Annotated in this window: 13 protein-coding genes; 7 read left to right on the top strand and 6 right to left on the bottom strand. The window is 45.9% G+C overall.

The window, feature by feature from the left end:
* Window positions 1-5: 5 nt before the first annotated feature.
* From GFS24_RS06095 to GFS24_RS06085, 3 genes are all read right to left on the bottom strand, one after another.
* Window positions 6-974: a GlxA family transcriptional regulator gene (locus GFS24_RS06095; RefSeq protein WP_153658693.1), complete on the bottom strand. Its 969-nt coding sequence runs from the start codon at window positions 972-974 to the stop codon at window positions 6-8.
* 143 nt (window positions 975-1,117) lie between these two features.
* Window positions 1,118-2,077 carry a hypothetical protein gene (locus tag GFS24_RS06090; RefSeq protein WP_173002983.1) on the bottom strand — a complete coding sequence of 320 codons (960 nt, stop codon included), beginning with the start codon at window positions 2,075-2,077 and terminating at the stop codon, window positions 1,118-1,120.
* A 100-nt stretch (window positions 2,078-2,177) separates the two neighbouring features.
* A complete protein-coding gene (locus tag GFS24_RS06085; protein ID WP_173002982.1) occupies window positions 2,178-4,463 on the bottom strand; it encodes a gliding motility-associated C-terminal domain-containing protein in 2,286 nt (761 codons plus the stop codon).
* A 79-nt stretch (window positions 4,464-4,542) separates the two neighbouring features.
* Between GFS24_RS06085 and GFS24_RS06080 the strand changes: the two genes are divergently transcribed.
* Window positions 4,543-5,187 carry an HD domain-containing protein gene (locus tag GFS24_RS06080; RefSeq protein WP_153658690.1) on the top strand — a complete coding sequence of 215 codons (645 nt, stop codon included), beginning with the start codon at window positions 4,543-4,545 and terminating at the stop codon, window positions 5,185-5,187.
* Between the two features lie 366 nt (window positions 5,188-5,553).
* Here the strand turns inward: GFS24_RS06080 and GFS24_RS06075 are convergent, their stop codons facing one another.
* From GFS24_RS06075 to GFS24_RS06065, 3 genes are all read right to left on the bottom strand, one after another.
* Window positions 5,554-7,089: an MFS transporter gene (locus GFS24_RS06075; protein ID WP_153658689.1), complete on the bottom strand. Its 1,536-nt coding sequence runs from the start codon at window positions 7,087-7,089 to the stop codon at window positions 5,554-5,556.
* 95 nt (window positions 7,090-7,184) lie between these two features.
* Complete coding sequence (locus tag GFS24_RS06070; RefSeq protein ID WP_153658688.1) at window positions 7,185-9,533, bottom strand: ABC transporter permease; 2,349 nt, start codon at window positions 9,531-9,533, stop codon at window positions 7,185-7,187.
* 234 nt (window positions 9,534-9,767) lie between these two features.
* Window positions 9,768-9,974 carry a heavy-metal-associated domain-containing protein gene (locus tag GFS24_RS06065; RefSeq protein ID WP_153658687.1) on the bottom strand — a complete coding sequence of 69 codons (207 nt, stop codon included), beginning with the start codon at window positions 9,972-9,974 and terminating at the stop codon, window positions 9,768-9,770.
* Between the two features lie 133 nt (window positions 9,975-10,107).
* Between GFS24_RS06065 and GFS24_RS06060 the strand changes: the two genes are divergently transcribed.
* The 6 genes from GFS24_RS06060 (at window position 10,108) to GFS24_RS06035 (ending at window position 19,799) form a co-directional block, all read left to right on the top strand.
* Window positions 10,108-11,046, top strand: a complete 939-nt coding sequence (locus GFS24_RS06060) for a dihydrodipicolinate synthase family protein (protein ID WP_153658686.1) — start codon at window positions 10,108-10,110, stop codon at window positions 11,044-11,046.
* The gene (locus tag GFS24_RS06055) at window positions 11,043-12,164 is read left to right on the top strand and encodes an exo-alpha-sialidase (RefSeq protein WP_153658685.1); all 1,122 of its coding nucleotides are present in this window, start codon (window positions 11,043-11,045) and stop codon (window positions 12,162-12,164) included. Before GFS24_RS06060 ends, GFS24_RS06055 begins: the two co-directional genes overlap by 4 nt.
* Before the next feature lie 121 nt (window positions 12,165-12,285).
* Entirely contained in the window at window positions 12,286-15,417 is a 3,132-nt protein-coding gene (locus GFS24_RS06050) for a TonB-dependent receptor (protein WP_173002981.1), read from the top strand.
* An 18-nt stretch (window positions 15,418-15,435) separates the two neighbouring features.
* The gene (locus GFS24_RS06045; RefSeq protein WP_153658683.1) at window positions 15,436-17,271 is read left to right on the top strand and encodes a RagB/SusD family nutrient uptake outer membrane protein; all 1,836 of its coding nucleotides are present in this window, start codon (window positions 15,436-15,438) and stop codon (window positions 17,269-17,271) included.
* 3 nt (window positions 17,272-17,274) lie between these two features.
* The gene (locus tag GFS24_RS06040; protein WP_153658682.1) at window positions 17,275-18,873 is read left to right on the top strand and encodes a sialidase family protein; all 1,599 of its coding nucleotides are present in this window, start codon (window positions 17,275-17,277) and stop codon (window positions 18,871-18,873) included.
* The gene (locus GFS24_RS06035; protein WP_153658681.1) at window positions 18,870-19,799 is read left to right on the top strand and encodes a dihydrodipicolinate synthase family protein; all 930 of its coding nucleotides are present in this window, start codon (window positions 18,870-18,872) and stop codon (window positions 19,797-19,799) included. Before GFS24_RS06040 ends, GFS24_RS06035 begins: the two co-directional genes overlap by 4 nt.

The following is a 19,799-nucleotide window of genomic DNA, read 5'->3' as shown; positions in this document are numbered from 1 at the left end:
CTAAATTACACCCTGCTGTATTTCCTCCTGTAATCCTGTGGGGTTAATCCTGTAATACGTTTAAATACCGTCCTGAAAGTTTTCAGATCATTATACCCCACATCATACATCAGTGAAAGGATGCTATAGTTATTTCGTTCCAGTGCTTTCTTCGCGGATTCTATTTTCACCCGCTGCAAATATTCCAATGGTGTGTTCTTCGTGGCGCTTTTAAATCTCCGGATAAAATTCCTTTTGCTCATATTGGTTTGCTCTGCCACGTGCTCCACAGAGATCTGTGCATGAAAATTCTCTTCGATATATGTTTGCGCACGCAGTATCTCTTCATCCTCATGCTGTCGCTGGCCCTGGAATACAGCAAAGTGGCTCTGGCTCATCCTGTCCAGATCTATGGAAAACATTTTGCTGGCCCATATCGCAGTATCGCGTCCGCAGAATTTTTCTATCAGGTAAAGGATGAGATTGAGAGAAGAAAAGGCGCCGCCGCTGGTATAGATCCCGTCTACATCTGTTACTACTTTATCAAACAACATCTTTACACGGGGATATCTTCTTTCCATATCCTCTACAGCCGTCCAGTGTGTGGTGCAGGATTTACCATTCAGCAAACCGGCTTCTGCCAGAAAGTAACTGCCGAAGCACAGGCTGGCCACTTCCGTGCCCATCTCATTCATTTCCTTTAACCACTCCACCGTTGCGCGGTTTTTGGATAACATGGTTGCAGGATCTCCGTGAAAGGCCGGAACAATGATGAGGTCTGTACTAGCTACTTCATCAATGGTTTTATAACAGAAGAATTGTGCGGGCAGGCTCGTTTGGATATTCTTCATTGTCTCGCTGACGAGACTTACTTTAAATGCAGGGTCTTTTCCTGTGCTTTCCAGGAATCGATTGGTCTGCGTTAGTATGTCCAGTACACCGGAAACGGAGGAAAGTACAACGTCCTCAAAAATGAGCAAAGAGACTTCTTTCATGGCATTTTGTGCATGGTTGAAGACAAAAATACCAATAGTTTATGGCAAAAATGCCCCCGCAGTTAGTCATTTTTGCCCTCTTTTACAGGCAATAAAAAACCCTGCCGGTTTTGCCGGCAGGGTAAAAAGTCTTTCATGCGATGTTAGAGGTTAATCGTTTCATTACCAGACCAGTCTGTTTCACCGATCATGAGGCCAATGCCCGCTCTGCTATATTCGGGGAACGTCAGTTGCAATTTAGTCAGCACATTCCTTTTGAAATAGATGTTTTTAGTGATGATGACCGAATGGCTGCCATCTGGTCTTAGCAAGGTCAGCTTTACATTAACAAGCTGAGTGCTATCAGAAGTTCTGAAATCATCTGAACCCAGGATATGATAGTCGCTATTGATATTAGCCGGCGTTAGCCTGAGATCAGCCAATACCGGACCGCCCAGGGCGTCTGGCCCGCGTGAAAATTCAACATACAATTCTCCTTCTGTAAAATTGGTAGCTCTGAACTGGATACCAAACGATCTTCTCATCATGCTAATGTAAATAGGCGCCGGATAGGGAGAGCCTATAAAATCAACATCTCCCTGGAAGTATTCCACCTCCGGATATATCACGGATGGTAAGCTGGTAATGGTTGAATCCAATGAGGCCACATCTGTAAAAGCTACCTGATCCATCAGATATGGGAACCTCACAACACTATCCATCCTGTTTTTCAGTTCGGTGCCTATAGGAAATGGAAAATACTTGAACCCATCCAAAAGGTCATAGTATAAACCGCCACCCGTTCCTTTCTTATAGATGTGGATACTTACATTGTATTGTCCGGACGAAGGTACGTCAATGTAGATGGAATCAGGATGAGTGAATAGTCCGGTAAAGAGCGGCTCAGTACCATCCTGCCTGCGCACGCCAACAGCATACAAAGTGTTGTTGCCAAAACTACTCCTTGCTGCGGATAAAATATCTCCGATCTTTCTGCCATTGGACAGGGGAGACTCGGTAAGCAGGATATCACCGGTTAGCTTCAGCTTTACCTTTGTGGTTTTATTGGTAACCGGAGGTTCTGCTGGTGGATTTTGCTTGTTCTTTTGGCAGGAAACAGCCATGATAACACAGCTAAGGGCTAAAAACAAAGTAATTGATCTCATAAATAAAGGGGTGTTTATCTCATGAAGATAGATGCATTTTATAACATTTGCAAGCGGTTTAATGGATGAGCAGCACACTCCCCATATTTTGCTTTAATTCCTTGGTTTTTAAAGTACGGTACTGCAAATGCCATACATAGCTGCCCGCAGGCATCAATGTTCCATTCAGCCGCCCGTCCCATCCCTGTTGGGGATTGGTTGACCGATACAACAGGTTGCCCCAGCGGGAAAAGACCTGCAGCAGGTAACCCGTAGGACCTCCACGGAATACGGGTCTTAAAAGATCATTTACACCATCCTTATTAGGAGAAAAAGCAGTAGGAAAAACATACTCCGGCTCACAGTCTGCTTCTTCAATGATCAGTGTATCACTATAGGTGCCGCAGCGGTTGGCGGTTTCGAGATAGTATTTTCCCGGTTGCGTAACCCTGAACTGCGGCGCATGGGAACCATCCTGCCAGGTATATTGCGGGTAATTGTATTGCGATTGATCCAGCAGTAATTTATCATTATAACACAACTTCGTGTTTTCGCCCAGTGAGAAACGGGGCAACGCATCCTGCTCCACGCGGAAACTGGTTGCCGTATCACAACCATTCAGTGAGATCCTTACATGGTAGGTGCCGGAATTGCTGATGCTGGTAGCGGGGCTCTGTTGCACCTGTTGCCAGTAATACAATGCACCGGGTTGTGCTATGCTTACATCCAGCTGCAGGGGAATATTATCACAGATAAAAGTATCACTCAATGCTTTTAATACCGGGTAAGGTTTAAAGTCAACATAAATTTGATCGCGTGTTTTGCAGTTCAGTACGCCGTACGTTACTTCCAGCCAATATAAGCCGGATTGTGTAACAGCCAGTTCCGGTGTAGTTTGCCCGGAGCTCCAGTAATAGGCTGTTCCTGCCAGATCTCCTTTAAGCGTTAACGGTTTCCCTGCACACACTGCTGTATCATTACCCAGATGTACAACCGGAAGCCGCATGTCATGATCCTGCCAGAGTGTATCAGTATGACAGGGATAATAACGGATAAGGCTGATGGTGTACATCCCTTCTGCCGGGAATTGATGTGTGCCGCTGAGTACCCTGGTGGTATCGCTGCCATCGCCAAAATGCCAGTGAACAGAATCAGGCGGCAGCAGACTGGTAAAACTATACACAGTACTGAGTTGATTGCAAACAGGTTCTAAGTTGATGATGGCGGAATTATCCGTGTTATCGCCGGCAATGATATTCGGAAGGCCGAGTGTGGTGCCGCCGGTACGGAAATTATAAACGCTGTAACCGGGCCTGTCGCGGTTATCAGGATCAGTGAGCACACTGGTGTAAGTGCCCGTTATTTTTTCCGCAACATAGATCCTGTTATCTGGTGCAAGGGCCAGGCTGAACACTTCCCTGTAATCATCCCACGGCAATACCTGCCTTACAGAAGCAACGATATCATTCCTGTTAAAATTAGTGATGTCCATGCTCAGCATTTCTCCGCCACCGCCCCAGGAGTTGGAAGAACTCACATACAGTGAGCGGCAGTTACGGGAGAATTCAAGGCCGTATGGCGATAAATAATTAGCCGGAAAGGCCCAGGAGTAGAAAGTGATCGGATTCGTTAATTCACCGGTTTGGTTATTGAAATCGAAGATCTGGAAACCCAGTTCATAGAAAGCAGCCGCCATCTTTCGCCCGTTAGGGGCGTAACGGAGGTAACCTACGGTTTGATCCAGCGGCATCATCTGCATGCCTGTTCCACTTACAACCGGCATTGTACTGATACCGGCGGGTGTAACGAGGTAAGAGATAAAAGTATTATTGGTCTGCAGATAAGTGGTTACCCAAACATCCCGGTTGTTACAATGTTTTACAGCGCCCAGCTTCTCATAACAATTTGTTGTGAGCAGCACATTTTTAACAGCTGTAACAGCGCCATTACCGCCATCCAGTCGTATATCCACTTCTGAATACGTTAAACCGCTGGTACTCACTTCTCCTTCCCATGGCACCGTAAAAATGTAATAGATATTTTTATCGTCTGGTTTGGGAACTATCAGGGCAGATTGTGTACTGGATGCATGACCTTTCAGGCCGGTACCATTCACCATTACCTGGTGCAGTTTATTATACACTGTAACGCCATCGGTATAAAATAATAATTCTCCGTTATCATCTGCAACAGAGGCAGATCCTTCCATCTGGTTCAACGCGCTGGTAGTGAGCATAGTAGGACCAGTAGTACGGAAATCCAGTCCCACACCTTTGCCATAATACCATTGATACCATTGTTTCTGCTGGCTGAAGGAAGGCTGGAAGGATAAAAAGAAGAGGAGAAAGAGTAAATACTTTTTCATGAAAGGCCAGGCGTAAGGACACACTAATGTATGCATATTTTGCGTAACATTAGTGTGCTTTTTTAGTAGCTTTAACGTTATGGAGCATATTATAGAAGCAACGGTTCAATTTGTAAAAAAAGAACTGGAAGGGGCCGAGGGTGGCCATGATTGGTGGCATATTCATCGCGTATGGCAGAGATCTAAGCTGATAGCCGAAAAAGAAAAAGCAGACCTGCTGGTGGTGGAGCTGGCCGCCTTACTGCATGATATTGCAGATGCAAAATTCCACGATGGAGATGAAGAAATAGGCCCCACAAAAGCAGTGGCTTTCATGCAAACTTTAGCTATACCGGCGGACACGATAAAACATGTAGAGAACATTATCCGGCACATTTCTTTTAAAGGCGGAAACAATGCACGGGAGTTCTATTCTCCGGAACTGGCCGTTGTGCAGGATGCGGACAGACTGGATGCATTAGGAGCTATTGGTATTGCGCGTGCATTCAATTACGGAGGTTTCAAGAACCGCCCGTTATATGATCCTAACGTGAAACCACAATTGCAAATGACAGGGGAAGAATATAAATCCAGCACTGCACCAACCATCAATCACTTTTATGAAAAGTTACTGTTGTTAAAAGATCGAATGAATACAGCAACAGGGAAACAGCTCGCCGCGGAGCGGCATGCTTTTATGGAGGATTTTTTGGATAGGTTTTATGCGGAGTGGGAGGGGAGATGATGATGTTAAAAAACAGAATGAATAATAGAAATAGACAATAAGCTCGCCGCAGGGCGGCACGCTTTTATGGAGGATTTTTAGAAAGGTTTTACGTGGAGTGGGAGGGCAGATGATGATGTTAAAAAACAGAATGAATAATAGAAATAGACAATAAGCTCGCCGCAGAGCGGCACGCTTTTATGGAAGATTTTTTGGAACGATTCTATGCGGAGTGGGAAGAGAGATGATGATGTTAAAAGACAGAATGTATAATAGAAAATAAACAATAAGCTCGCCGCTCCGCGGTGAGCTTATTGGAAAGATTTTATGAAGAATGAGCGTGAATAGTGAGGAATAAGCCTGAGTATTTCAGGCAAAGTAACAGGTTTATCCAGCCGGCTCCACTTCCCTCACAGCAACAGGCGCCTGTTTCAGCTGACTAAATGCAAGAACCGCCAGCAATGCCATAGCCACTGCTGTAAGGATAGCCGTAAAATGAAGCCCATTCACAAAAGCTTCTTTCGCAGCATCCATTAAAGGAACACTTAATTCCCCCGAAAGTTTTGCAGCTTCTGCCACCGCACCGCCTAATGTATCTTTAGCGGTATCCGCCACTTCCGCCGGAACACCAGATGGTATATTATTGCTGATAGAAGTTCTGTAAATAGCCGTACTGATACTACCAAGGATCGCAATCCCCATCGCCGCACCAAACTCCGCACTCGTTTCTGAAATAGCAGAAGCCATCCCAGCTTTCTCCGGAGGCGCAGCACCAATTATCAGATCAGTGGTAAGCGTGAACACCGGCGCCAGTCCAAAGGAATAGATCACTCCGCCAATGATCAGAAAATTCAACCCGCTATCTATGCCTACCATGGACAATATCGAAAAACCCACAGCACCCACCGCTAATCCAACACCCATCACAAAAGCAGGTTTGGTATTTTTCACAAACACAGGCACCAAAAGAGACCCCACTATAAAACCAAAGAAGGTAGGCAGCAACCATAACCCCGCCTGCATAGCAGATAATCCGAGCACCAGTTGCAGATACTGCGAAGTGAAGAAGAAAGACCCGAACAGAAAGAAACCTCCCAGCCCATAAATGCTCAGCGCTGCACTGAAAGTCTTCGAGTGAAAAAGATGCAGGTCTATCATGGGATGTGCTAAAGTCTTCTGACGGCGGATGAAAACAATGGATAACAGAATACCAATGGCGATAGATAACAACGACAACCCGTCTATACCGCTTTCTGCTATTTTCTTCAACCCAAAAATGATAGTCAATACAGCCGCCAGGGATAAAAACGCGCTGATAAGGTCCAGCCGTCCTGCATTAGGATCACGGAATTCAGGGAGCAACATAGGCCCCAGGATCAGTAAGAGGATCATAACGGGAACGCCTATAAGAAATACAGATCCCCACCAGAAGAACTCCAGCATAAAACCACCCACGAGTGGCCCGATGGCCCCACCCGCAGAATAACTGGCTATCCATATCCCAATAGCGATGGTACGCTGCCTGTTATCATGGAACATATTGCGGATGAGTGATAAAGTAGAAGGAGCGAGGGTAGCGCCGGCAATACCCAATAATGCACGCGCAGCGATCAGGGTACCTGCACTGTTGGCAAATGCAGCCAGTATAGATGCAACGCCAAATGCAGCGGCGCCGATCAGTAATAACTTCCTGCGCCCGACGCGGTCGCCCAATGTGCCCATGGTAATGAGCAATCCTGCAACCAGGAACCCATAGATGTCCATGATCCACAGTAGTTCCGTACTGCTGGGTTTGAGGTCTGCACTCAAAGCAGGAACAGCAAGGTTCAATACGGTGAGGTCCATGGAGTAAAGGATGCAGGGCAATGCTATCACAGCAAGCCCTATCCATTCTTTACGTCCGGCAAGGCCATTGGTTTCCATATTACAGGTCTTTTTGTATAAGACAAAACTACAGGCAATCCGCCACTTTATGAGGGTGCGAATGCGGCAACTTAGAGGGGGAAATGTGACATTCTTTATTCGATCCTGAGCGATTTTATGGGGTTTGTCAATGCTGCCTTCACGCCCTGGAAGCTCACCGTGATCACTGCAATGGAAATGGCCAGCAGTCCGGATAAGGTAAACATCCACCAGGATAATTCCACATGATAATCCGCATCCGCCAGTAATTGCTGCATGGCAAAACCAGCCAGGGGGGAGGCCAGTACGAAAGCCAGCAATACCGGTTTTACAAAGTCTTTGGATAAAGAGTACCAGATCCTCCCGATGCTGGCGCCAAATACTTTGCGGATGCCGATCTCTTTCCTGCGTCTTTCTGCCAGGAAAGCGGAAAGCCCAAAAAGCCCGAGGCAGGAGATCAGGATGGCCAGCATACCCACGCCGAAAGTAAGTTGTACCGCTGCACGAAGGCCACGATATTCCTGGTCGTATTCTTCTTTCATAAACTTAAGTTCAAAGGGATATTCGGGGTTACTTCTCTTAGCGGCGCTTTCTACCAGGCTCACTGTTTTACGCCAGTTCTCGTCATTCGTTAATCTTACAAAGAAATAATTCATGCCGCCCGTACCCAGGAAAATGATCATAGGATTTGGATGGCTGTTCGGGTTATTGAACACAAAATCCTCCACCACACCTATCACCGTTTTGTCCCCCAGCCTGGTACCGATCACCGGTTCTTTCAATCCCATCTTTCTTACTGCAGTTTGATTGAGCAGGCAGGCAGTTGTATCTGTGCTGTAAGCAGGATCAAAATCACGGCCTGCCGCCATTTTTAAACCGGCCGTTTTGGTCCAGTTGTATGCTACGGATGTAACCGTCATGGGAAAATTCTGATCATCTGTTTTTCCCGGCCATTTAATATCATCTGTGGAACCGCCAAATCTGATCATGTTATTACTGCCCCCTGTAATGCTTTGCACACCAGGGATCTGCTGCACTTCTGATCTGAACAGCGGAAACTTATCCACCATATTGCCTCTTGCCGGTATAATGATCAGGTTCTCTTTATCATAACCCAATGGCCGGTTCTGTACATGTTGCTGTTGCTGGAAAATAACAATGATGGAGATGATCAGGAAGATAGAGATCACAAATTGAAAGGTGACCAGTCCTTTGCGCAAAAGCGCGCCTCCTTTACTATTCGTTACCACACCTTTTAATACCCGCACCGGTTTAAAACTGCTCAGAAAGAAAGCAGGATAACTGCCGGCTACAAGCCCTGTGAGGATGGTGAGGCCGGTTAAAGTACCAAGTATGGGCCAGTTGAAAACATCAAAGCTGATATTGACATCCGGCCAGCTGTTCACAACAGGTAATATCAGCCTGGCCAGTAACAGGGCTAATAGCAACGCCAGGAAGGTCATGGACAATGCCTCTGCCAGGAATTGCAGGATGAGCACTTTCCTGGAAGCGCCTAAAGCTTTACGTACGCCAACTTCTCTTGCACGGCGTTCTGAATGTGCCGTGGCAAGGTTCATGAAATTCACACAGGCGATCAGTAAGATGAACAACCCGATAATACACATCACCTTCACACCGTCTATCAATCCGCCGCTTACTTTACCGTTCCTGAAACTGCCATACAAGTGCAGGTCTGCCAGGGGATAGGCGAAGAAAGTAGTTTTATCTACTTCAGCATGTCGCTTAACTGTCTCCTGGATCTTATTATTAACAACGGTGATATCGGAAGAAGGCATTAATTCTATCCAGGTTTGAATGCTCAGGTGATCCCATCTGGTGATCCATTCGCTGTTTTCCTGTTCAAATATTTTAAAGGGCAATACCACATCAAACTTGAAAGTGCTTTTCACTGGAACATCCCGGATCACGGCGCCCACTTTCAGATCGCGGATATTATTATGCTTCAGTATCTTGCCCAGTGCGTTTGCTGTACCAAAGAGCTTTTTAGCTGTTCTTTCCGTGATCACTACGGATCCCGGATCTTGCAATGCGGTGATGGGGTTTCCTTCAATGGCATCGAAACTCAGCATCTGAAAGAAAGCTGGATCTGCATACATACCTCTTTCATAAAAACTGTTTTCACCGGCATGTATGATCTGCTGATCCGGATAACTGGTGCGGGCAGCGTACTTTATATCAGGTACTTCATCGCGTAATATGGGGGCTAATGGTGCTGCTACGGATCTTGATGTACCAATATCTCCACCTATCTGGTGGTTGTACATTACCTGGTGGAGTTGCGGAAGATGTGTATGGAACTTATCAAAGGTGAGGGTATCCCTGATCCACAACAAAAGTACAATGGTAATGGCCAGCCCGACAGCCAGGCCGCCTATATTGATCGTGGAAGAGATCTTATCTTTTATAATGTTCCTCCAGGAGATGAGAAAGTAGTTTTTAAACATAGCGTGGCAATTGGTCAGCAAGCATGCACCAAGAGAATGCCAGAAACATTATCCTTTATAAATCAAAGGTATATGCTTTTCATAATAGTAGGGAATGTCCGGTTTTAGTACATGAGGTGTTCGTTTTTTAAAAACAAAAGGCTGTATCAAAAATATGATACAACCTTTAATAAACAGTTCCCTTCAAAAAAAAATAAAAACCTCCGCCCTTTGCTGCGTGGCATGGTTGCTGCCTTAAATCTCCTCCGCCTTATACCCCACTTTCTCCAACGCCTTTCTAATCTCCTCTTCATCCACAGCCGCAGGCACCGTCAACACCTTATCCGGACTTAACAAATCTACCTCCCACTTATCTTTTCCAACCAGTTCATTCAATGCAGGCGTTACAGTAGCAATACATCCTGAGCACTTAATATTCGTCTTAAATTGTACAGTTTCCATTTTAAATATCTTTTGTACTGTAAAATTACACCACCACACCCGCGCCATTATTACATAATTCCTGATTCCTTTTATACAATTAGGATTTCTAAAAACCACTTCATACATTTGATATGTACTACATAAAGACCTAATGAACGTATTAAACGCAAACGGGATATATGGCAACTGGGCAACCCTGCTACTCCCGTTGAACAATGATGACAGTATCAATTACGACCAGCTGGCGCAGGAAATAGACACACTCATCTCCTTTAAAGTAGATGGCATCTACTCCAACGGCACCGCAGGAGAATTCTATAACCAGACAGAAGAAGAGTTCGACAAAGTAAACTTCCTCCTCGCCACAAAATGCAATGCCGCGGGCATGCCTTTCCAGATAGGCTGCTCCCACATGAGCCCCGAAATATCCCGCGAAAGACTAAAACGCGCCAAAGCACTGCAACCATCCGCCATACAGATCATCCTGCCAGACTGGTTCATACCCACCATGCCGGAGATCATTGATTATTTAAAAGTAATGGCGGAAGAAGCAGCGCCCATCGGCCTGGTATTATACAATCCTCCGCATTCCAAAAAGAAGCTGCAGCCAAAAGATTTCAAAGAAATATTGGAGGCAGGAATCCCGCTGGTAGGCTGCAAAGTACCCGGAGGTGATGAACAATGGTATGAGGAAATGAAACAACTGCCGGTTCCTTTTTCTATATTTATTCCCGGTCATCACTTAGCCACAGGCATTTCCCACGGAGCGCACGGAGCTTACTCCAACGTAGCCTGTTTAAATCCGCTGTTTGCACAACGATGGTATAACAGCATAAAAAAAGGAGAAAAAGAAGCCTTTGAATTAGAAAAGCGGATCCAGCAATTCATGAATGACTGCATTGTTCCTTATATTAGAGATAAAGGATACGCCAACCAGGCAGTAGATAAATTCATGGCAGCTGTTGGTGCCTGGAGCCCCATCAGTCCTCGTTTACGCTGGCCTTACAGATGGATCCCGGAAGAAGATATTCCACACATCAGAAAGCAATGCGAAGTTATTATTCCCGAAGTTTTTAATCAGACAAAATGAGATATTTATTAATAGCCATTATATTAACAGCCAGTGCCTGCAAAACAACCAGCACACTAACAAAAAATACCCCGCTGTTCGACAGCTCCCTCGTTTTTGAACCAGGAGGCCCATACGCCTCTATGCGCATCCCCGCATTAGTGATCACCAAAAAAGGAAGCCTCCTCGCATTTTGTGAAGGAAGGATCGGCACTGCCAGCGACTGGGCAGACATGGATATGATCATGAGAAGAAGCACAGACGGCGGAAAAACCTGGGCACCCAATGTGATCATCGCCCTAAAGGTAAGCGGGCAGCCCACCAGCAACGCAACACCCATCGTTGATAAAGACGGCACCATCCATTTATTATACCAGCGTGATTACGCGAAAGCATATTATACTTCTTCAAAAGACGACGGGAAAACCTGGAGCGAAGCAATAGATATCACCTACGCCTTTGATGCATTTAAACCGGAATACGATTGGAAAGTACTGGCCCCCGGCCCCGGACACAGCATCCAGCTCACAAACGGAAGACTGCTGGTACCAGTATGGTTAGCCAACCCGGTAAAAACCACGCCCAGAAGAGCGCACGCACCATCCTGCATTGCTACGATCTACAGTGATGATCTCGGCAAAACCTGGAAACGCGGCGCCATCATCGCAGATAATTCAACTGAGTTCAAAAATCCCAGTGAAACCATGGCTATCCAGTTAAAAGACGGCCGCGTAATGGTGAACATCAGGAACGTAACAGAAAAACGCCGCAGAGGCATCAGCTACAGCGCAGACGGCATCAGCAATTGGACCAAACCCACTTTTGATGAAGGTCTGTTTGAACCCATCTGCATGGCCACCATCAACCGTCTTGGATCAGATCTGTTATTCATCAATCCGGACAGTCAGGACACGGCCAGGAATAACCGCAGGAACCTCACCGCAAAGATCAGTCATGATGAAGGGCAGACCTGGCCTGTAAAGAAAGTGATCAATCCCGGCGCATCCGGTTACTCAGATGTAGCGGTGGGCCCGGACGGAACCATCTATTGCCTCTACGAAACCAATGCTGGTACAGGTTTCAACTACAGCATGATCCTGAAAAGGTTCAATTTACAATGGATCAACCAAAAAGACTAGCAGATCCGCTCTGCTGGCTGTTTTAATCAAATTCAGGAAAAATAATTTGGATTAATAAGAAATACTTCCCACTTTTGATATGTACTACATAAGTACTATTAACCAATCAATCATTCCAGTTATGAATAAAAAGTTACTCAGCAATTCCGCGGGGTATATTCCCAGGCTATTCAGCCTCCTATTCCTATCCATCTTCTTTCTTGGCGCAAGCGTTTACGGCCAGGACAGGGTATTAAAAGTTTCCGGTAAAGTAACCACTGAATTAGACGGGGCCGTGATCGGGGCCAGTGTCAGGATATCAGGTACCCGCCTGGGTACAGTAACTGACGCAGATGGTAAATATGCGATCAATGTGAGTCCTACAGACTCTCTTGAGTTCTCTTATGTAGGGTACAAAACCATCCGTTTTGCCGTAAGGAACAGGGTAGACCTGAACGTAAAATTAGAAGCCACTGCAGGTGGTTTGAACGAAGTAAGCATCATCGGTTACGGACAACAGAAAAAGATCAGCGTAATTGGTGCGCAATCCACACTGGACGTAGCTGATATCAAATTACCTATCAGGGACATTGCCAGCACATTGGGCGGCAGGATCTCCGGTATGATCACCACTTCCCGTGGTGGTGGCCCCGGCCAGGATAACTCCGGTTTCCTGGTAAGAGGGGTCGCTACATTTGGTACCAGCACGCGTACACCTTTGATCATTATCGACGGTGTGCCAGACAGGAATTTGAATGATGTAGATCCTGAAGACATTCAAACATTCACCGTATTGAAAGATGCCGTGTCCACAGCCGTATATGGTACCCGTGGTGCAAACGGCGTTATCATCATCACCACCAAAAAAGGGGTGGCTGGTAAACCCGCTGTTAAGTTTGAACTGAACCAGGGTATTACACAACTGGTACAGGTACCGAAATTAGTAGACGCGCCCACCTGGATGACCCTTTATAACGAAGGCCTCACCAGCAGGGGAAGACCAGCATTGTATACAGATGAACGTATTGCCCTGCACAGGGATGGTACTGATCCTGAACTGTATCCAAACGTAAACTGGTATGATGAGATCTTCAGAAAATCAGGCCTTACACAAAGAGCCAATGTAAATATCAGCGGCGGTTCAGACAGGGCTACTTATTATATCTCTGCAGGTTATTACAGGGAAACCGGCATGCTGCGGGATATACCGAAAGATCAGGACAGCTACGATACAAAATCAAATTACAAACGATATAATTTCACCGCCAATATTGGTGTTAACGTAACGGCTACCACAAAAGTAGACCTGGGTATTGCTGCTATCATTGATAACAGGAATGGCGTATGGGGTGGTGCAGATGTGAATGCACTCAACAACCTGTTCTTACAGGTGCTGCGTGTTCCTCCGCACATCATGCCGGGCCGTTATCCGAATGGTGTTTATTCCCAGTATCCCGGTGGTTTCAGCAGTCCAAGCAAGATCGCTTTTGACCAGGGTGCAACGAATGATTATTCTGCCACCATCCGTCCTAACTTAAGACTGAAACAAGATCTTGACTTCGTTACAAAAGGATTATCCTTCTCCGGTTTATTCTCTTTTGATATTTATACGGATGGTACTACGGCCACTACAAGGTCCGGCCCCTCTGTATATGCAACAGGCAGGGATACAGACGGAGAGCTGATCTATCAGCTCACACGTGATGCAAACGGCGCATTGACTTATTATTCCGCAAGAAGCTCTACGAGGAGAATGTATTCAGAGGCATCTCTGAACTACAACCGTACTTTCGGTAAACATGAATTTGGCGGTCTGGTGCTTTTCAACCAGTCTGAGTATATTGACGGAAACGCGGCCACCTTTACTTCCGCTGTACCTTTCCGCAACCGTGGTCTTACAGGAAGGCTTACTTACGGTTACAATAACCGTTATTTCCTGGAAGGTAACTTTGGTTACACCGGTTCTGAAAACTTCAGCCCGAGCAACCGATTTGGGTTCTTCCCATCTGCGGGTGTAGGATACATTATTTCCAATGAGAAATTCTATGAGCCGTTGAAAGACATCATGCCTTACTTCAAATTAAGGTATAGCTATGGCTTAACCGGTAATGGTGGTTTCAGCACCCGTTTCCTCTATCTCACACAATTGGCTAAAACAGCTGCTACCGGTTACCAGTTTGGTACACCTACTGCACTGTCTCCTGCCTACAGCGGATATGCTGAATCACAGATCGCTACAGATCCTACCTGGGAAACTTCTTATCGCCATAACCTGGGGATAGAAATGAACTTCCTGAAGAACGACCTGAAGATCGTTACAGAGCTGTTCAGAGAGATGCGTAAAGGTATCTTAAGAGCAGACCAAACTATTCCCGGCCTGTCAGGTTTTGGTGGTGTGAACCCTACCCGCAACATTGGTATTGTGCTGAACGAAGGGATAGACGTAACCATGACGTACAAGAAAACACTCAAAAACCAAAGCTGGATCAACGTTACAGGAACATTCACCTTTAACGATAATACCAACTTGCAGGATGGTTTACCTCCGCAAAGATATCCATGGATGGAGTGGAAAGGCAAACAGGTAGATGCTAAAACACTCTACATTGCTGACGGTCTCTTCAAAGACCAGGCAGAGATAGACAGATCAGCTAAACAAACCGGTGATATCCGCCCCGGCGACATCAAATACAAAGACCTCAACGAAGATGGTGTGATTGATGCAAACGACGTAGCACGTATAGACGTGTCCGGTACACCAAAAATGATGTATGGTGTGAACCTGCAATTTGGCTGGAAAGGTTTTGACATTGGTGCTTTTTTCCAGGGTACCGGTAAAACATGGCTGAGTTATGGTTTGGGTGATGGAACAACACCTTTTGCACAAGGCCCTATCAGTGCTGGTTTGATGAGCATGACAACAGACAGATGGACAGAAGCCAATCCTAATCCGAATGCCTTCTATCCAAGAATGAATACCAACCAGGACCCTAACTCCAATTACCTGAACAGTACCTGGTGGCTGAAACCATCAGACTTTGTTAGGCTGAAGAGTGCGGAGATCGGTTACACCTTAAGCGCTACACTTACAAAACGTATCGGTATCAGTAACCTGCGGATCTTCCTGAACGGAACCAACCTGCTTACATGGTCTAAATGGAAATACTGGGACCCTGAATTGAACGATACCGGTACCAGTTCAACGAACTACAGCAAGGGTGAATCTTACCCTAATACAAAGGCGTACAATTTTGGTGTCAGGGCTTCATTTTAATCTTTCAAGACTACTATCATGAAATATAATATCACTAAATATACCGCATTACTGAGCATCACTTTATTACTATCCACCGGATGTAAAAAGGGTTTCTTTGATGGTGCACCAAAAGATCTGCAAACCGTTGAAATGGTATTCCAGAATAAACTGGAAGCGGAAAGCTGGCTTTCCGGTGTATACAACCGGCTGCCTGATGTATGGGCAGATGGAACCGTAACCGGCAGGGGACTGGGGGAATTATGCGATGAACTGGAACTGAATGCGCCTTCCATCATAGCGGCGGGTACTATCAATGGTAGCAGCAGTATCAACGTATACACTTCTTATTACCAGGCTATCCGCTTAGCTAATATTTTCATGGCTAATATTGAGAACAGCAAAACAAATCTGCTGTTGGAGCCGAATGGCGCTGAACTGATCCAGCAATACAAAGGGGAAGCACGTTTCTTAAGAGCGTATTACTATTGGATGCTGATTAAATTCTATGGCCCTGTAGTGTTGGTAGGAGATAAGATAGCAGGTGTGGATGACGACTTTCAATTGCCAAGAAACACATGGAGTGAATGCGTTAGTTACATCCTGTCTGAAATGGATGCAGCGAAAGAGATGGTGCCTGAAAAACACATTGTACCATCCTCTGGTGCTGATGATCTTACGCAAACAGGCCGTATCACTAAACTGATCGTGGAAGCAGTGAAGAGCCAGGTGTTGTTGTTTGATGCGAGCCCGCTGGTGAATGGTAATGCAGACCTCGCTGAATTCAAAAATACAGATGGTAAACAACTGATGAATATGACGGCAGATCCTCTGAAATGGGGCCTTGCAGCAACAGCAGCTAAAGTAGCCATCGATCATGCTATTGCCAACGGCAGGAAATTATACCAGGTAACCAATGCTGATCCGTTCCTCGCAGCGGTGAATTCACACAGAGGTTTATTCTTAACAGGATGGGCAGATGAAGGTATCTGGTTAAGGACTGTTACAGGATATGCCGTATGGGAAGAACATTGCGCGCCCCGTGCCGTAAATGGTACTAAAACAGTAGGTGTACTTTCTCTGCCGCAGGAAATGGTAGACCTGTACAGGATGGGCAATGGTAAACGTATTGACGAAACCGGCAGCACTTATGTGGAAACCGGCTTTGCAGCTGCTGCAAAAGCAAACTTCTACGTAGCAGGTACTTCCAATATGTATGTGAACAGGGAACCAAGGTTCTATGTGAACGTTACTTTCAACGGTTCTACTATTCCTTTTGTACCTAAAACAGGGCTTACAAGAGTGGAATACTGGCCTGATGGTAACTCCGGTAATGGAAACGGTACGCAAACCATGTATCCTAAAACCGGCTACCTGGTGCGCAAGAACACCAATGTGAGCCGTAACCTTCAATCCAATGCCGGCAACATCGTTCGTCCGGCTATGTATATCCGCCTTGGAGAATTGTACCTCAATTACGCAGAAGCGCTGAATGAGTCTGATCCAGGTAATGCCGATATCCTCACTTACCTGAACTTTATCCGTGTGCGTGGAGGTATTCCTGCACTGGTAGCAGGATTGGATCAGGCTACTATTCGCAAACTGATCCAAAGGGAACGTTGCATTGAACTGGCATATGAAGGACATCGTTTCTTTGATGTACGCAGATGGAAGATCGTTACTGACCCTGAAGGCCGTCAGGGTGGCGATTTCCATGGTATGAACGTATTCACCGGCACCGGTTTGGGCGATGTGGCATTCTATGCACGTACAAGGACCAGCACCCGTGTCTGGAATGTACGTTATAACTTCCTGCCATTACCGCAAAGTGAAGTGAACAAGAATTTCAAGATGGTACAAACTTTTGGTTACTAATATATGAAAGGAGCAAAGAGGATCTTGAGCGCACTATGTTTACTGCCCGTTATGATGATGGCGCAGGAACAGAAAAAGTATAAAGTGCCGGTGCTGAAAGGGAAGGAGATCAACCCTGTGATCCGCATTGCTATCAATGCGAACGAAGGGGAAGTGCTTGAGCAGATGGAAGTCTCCATAAAAGGAGCTGCTATCCGGAACGTGAAAGTATTTTCCGCCGGAGCAGATTCTTCTTTCCTGAAAGGAGAAAAACCACTCTTTGCGGAAGCAAAAGCAGGAGAAAGCTTAAAAGGAAACGGGGTACTCCGCCAGGGCGCCAATTATTTCTGGGTAACGGTAACGCCTGATGTGAAAGCATCGCTGTCGGAACGCCTGAATATAAACGTTAGTACTGTTCGCCTGAACGGCAAAACAGTAAAAGTACCCACAGATAATGATAATTATACCAACAGATTAGGCATTGCCGTTAGACAACATTACCAGGATTCGGTGCATACGCACCGGATCCCTGGTCTTGCTACAGCTAAGGATGGTACACTGCTGAGCGTTTATGATGCCCGCAGGGATAAGGGCGGAGATCTGCAAGGCAATATTGACATCGGATTATCAAGAAGCATAGATAAAGGCAAAACCTGGCTGCCCATGCAGATCGTTCTGGACATGGGTACCTGGGGTAACCTGCCGGAAAAGTTCAACGGTGTTTCCGATCCCAATGTGCTGGTAGATAAAAATACCGGTAACATTTTCATTTCCGGTTTATGGATGCACGGTGTGATCAATGAACAGGGAAAATGGGTAGAAGGATTAACACAAGAAAGCAAAGACTGGAATCACCAGTGGAAAACAAAGGGTTCACAGCCGGGATTTGATCCAAAACAGTCCTCCCAGTTCCTGATCACCAAAAGCACAGACAATGGAAAAACCTGGAGTGAACCGGTGAACATTACTAAAATGTGCAAACATGAGGATTGGTGGTTATTAGCACCAGCACCCGGGCAGGGCATTACGCTGAAAGACGGAACACTGGTAATTCCTACACAAGGCAGGAATGCCAAAGGGAAAGCCTTCTCCAACATCACGTACAGTAAAGACGGCGGCAAAACCTGGAAAACAAGTAACCCCGCTACTGCAGAATCCACCACAGAAAATATGGCGGTGGAACTTACAGATGGCAGCATCATGTTAAACATGCGTTCCGGCGCTAATAGCAAAGACACGGGCAGCACAAACGGGAGGGTAATTGCTACCACTACTAACCTGGGGCAGGATTGGGCCATCCATCCTACCTCTCACAACGCTTTGCCGGAACCTACCTGCATGGCCAGCATCATCAGACATGACTTTGTACGAAATGGTAAAAAAAGGTCCGTACTGTTGTTTGCTAATCCGGATTCAAAAACAGCCCGTCAGTTTATGACCATCAAAGTAAGTTACGACGATGGCAAAACCTGGCAGAACAATAAAAAGATCTTGCTGGACGAAGGAAAGAGCAGGGGTTATTCCTGCTTAACCAGCGTAGACAATGAGACGATAGGTATTTTATACGAGAGCAGCCAGGCGGACCTGGTCTTTCAAACCATACAATTAGAAGAACTATTATGAACAAAATTACCGGATTAATCGCTGCAACCTTTGCAGCTTATCACGAGGATGGTGCAGTTAACCTGGAGATCATTCCTGCTATTGTAGACAAAATGATCGCTGACGGCTTATCAGGCGTATTCATTTGTGGTACTAACGGAGAAGGTCCTAACCTGACTATTGAAGAGCGGATGGCTATTGCCGAAGCTTATGTAAAAGCAGCCAACAAACGCATTTTGGTACTTGTGCACGTAGGGCACAGTTCCATTGCAGAATGCCGTAAACTGGCAGCACATGCAGAGAAGATCGGAGCAGATGCTATTTCTTCTGTAGCCGCATTCTATTTCAAACCTTCTTCCGTAAGCAACCTGGTGAAGAGCATGGCACAGATCGCATCTGCAGCGCCTAACACACCGTTCTATTATTACAATATCCCGGCCCTCACAGGTGTGGCCATGGATATGATAGAATTCTTAAAACAGGCTGAGAAACAGATCCCTACACTGGCTGGTATTAAATACACTTCAGCTACTTTACATGAATACCATGCTTGTGTAAACTATAAAAATGGTAAGTTCGATATCTTATTCGGTTATGATGAAATGCTGCTGCCTGCATTGGCAGTAGGTGCAAAAGGAGCAATAGGCAGTACTTATACTTTTGCCGCACCATTGTATCTGAAAGTGATGAGATTGTACGAAGAAGGATTGAGGGATGAAGCGGCTGCCACACAGTTGCATGCAGTGAACATGGTTCGTTGCCTGGTTAAATATCCACCCATTCCTGCACAGCGTGCTTTTATGAAGATCATAGGGTTTGAACTGGGTACCTGCCGTTTACCGCTTGAACCATTAACGGAGAAAGAGGTAGCTGATTTTAAAGCATCACTGGAAGAGATTGATTTTTTCAATGTAGTGAAGCAGTCCCGTGTTGAGTTGATAAATTGA

This window comes from Chitinophaga sp. SYP-B3965 (assembly GCF_009647655.1).
Classification (GTDB): Bacteria; Bacteroidota; Bacteroidia; order Chitinophagales; family Chitinophagaceae; genus Chitinophaga.
Note: the sequence above shows the minus strand (reverse complement) of the source record. Positions and strands in the feature narration are given on the sequence as shown.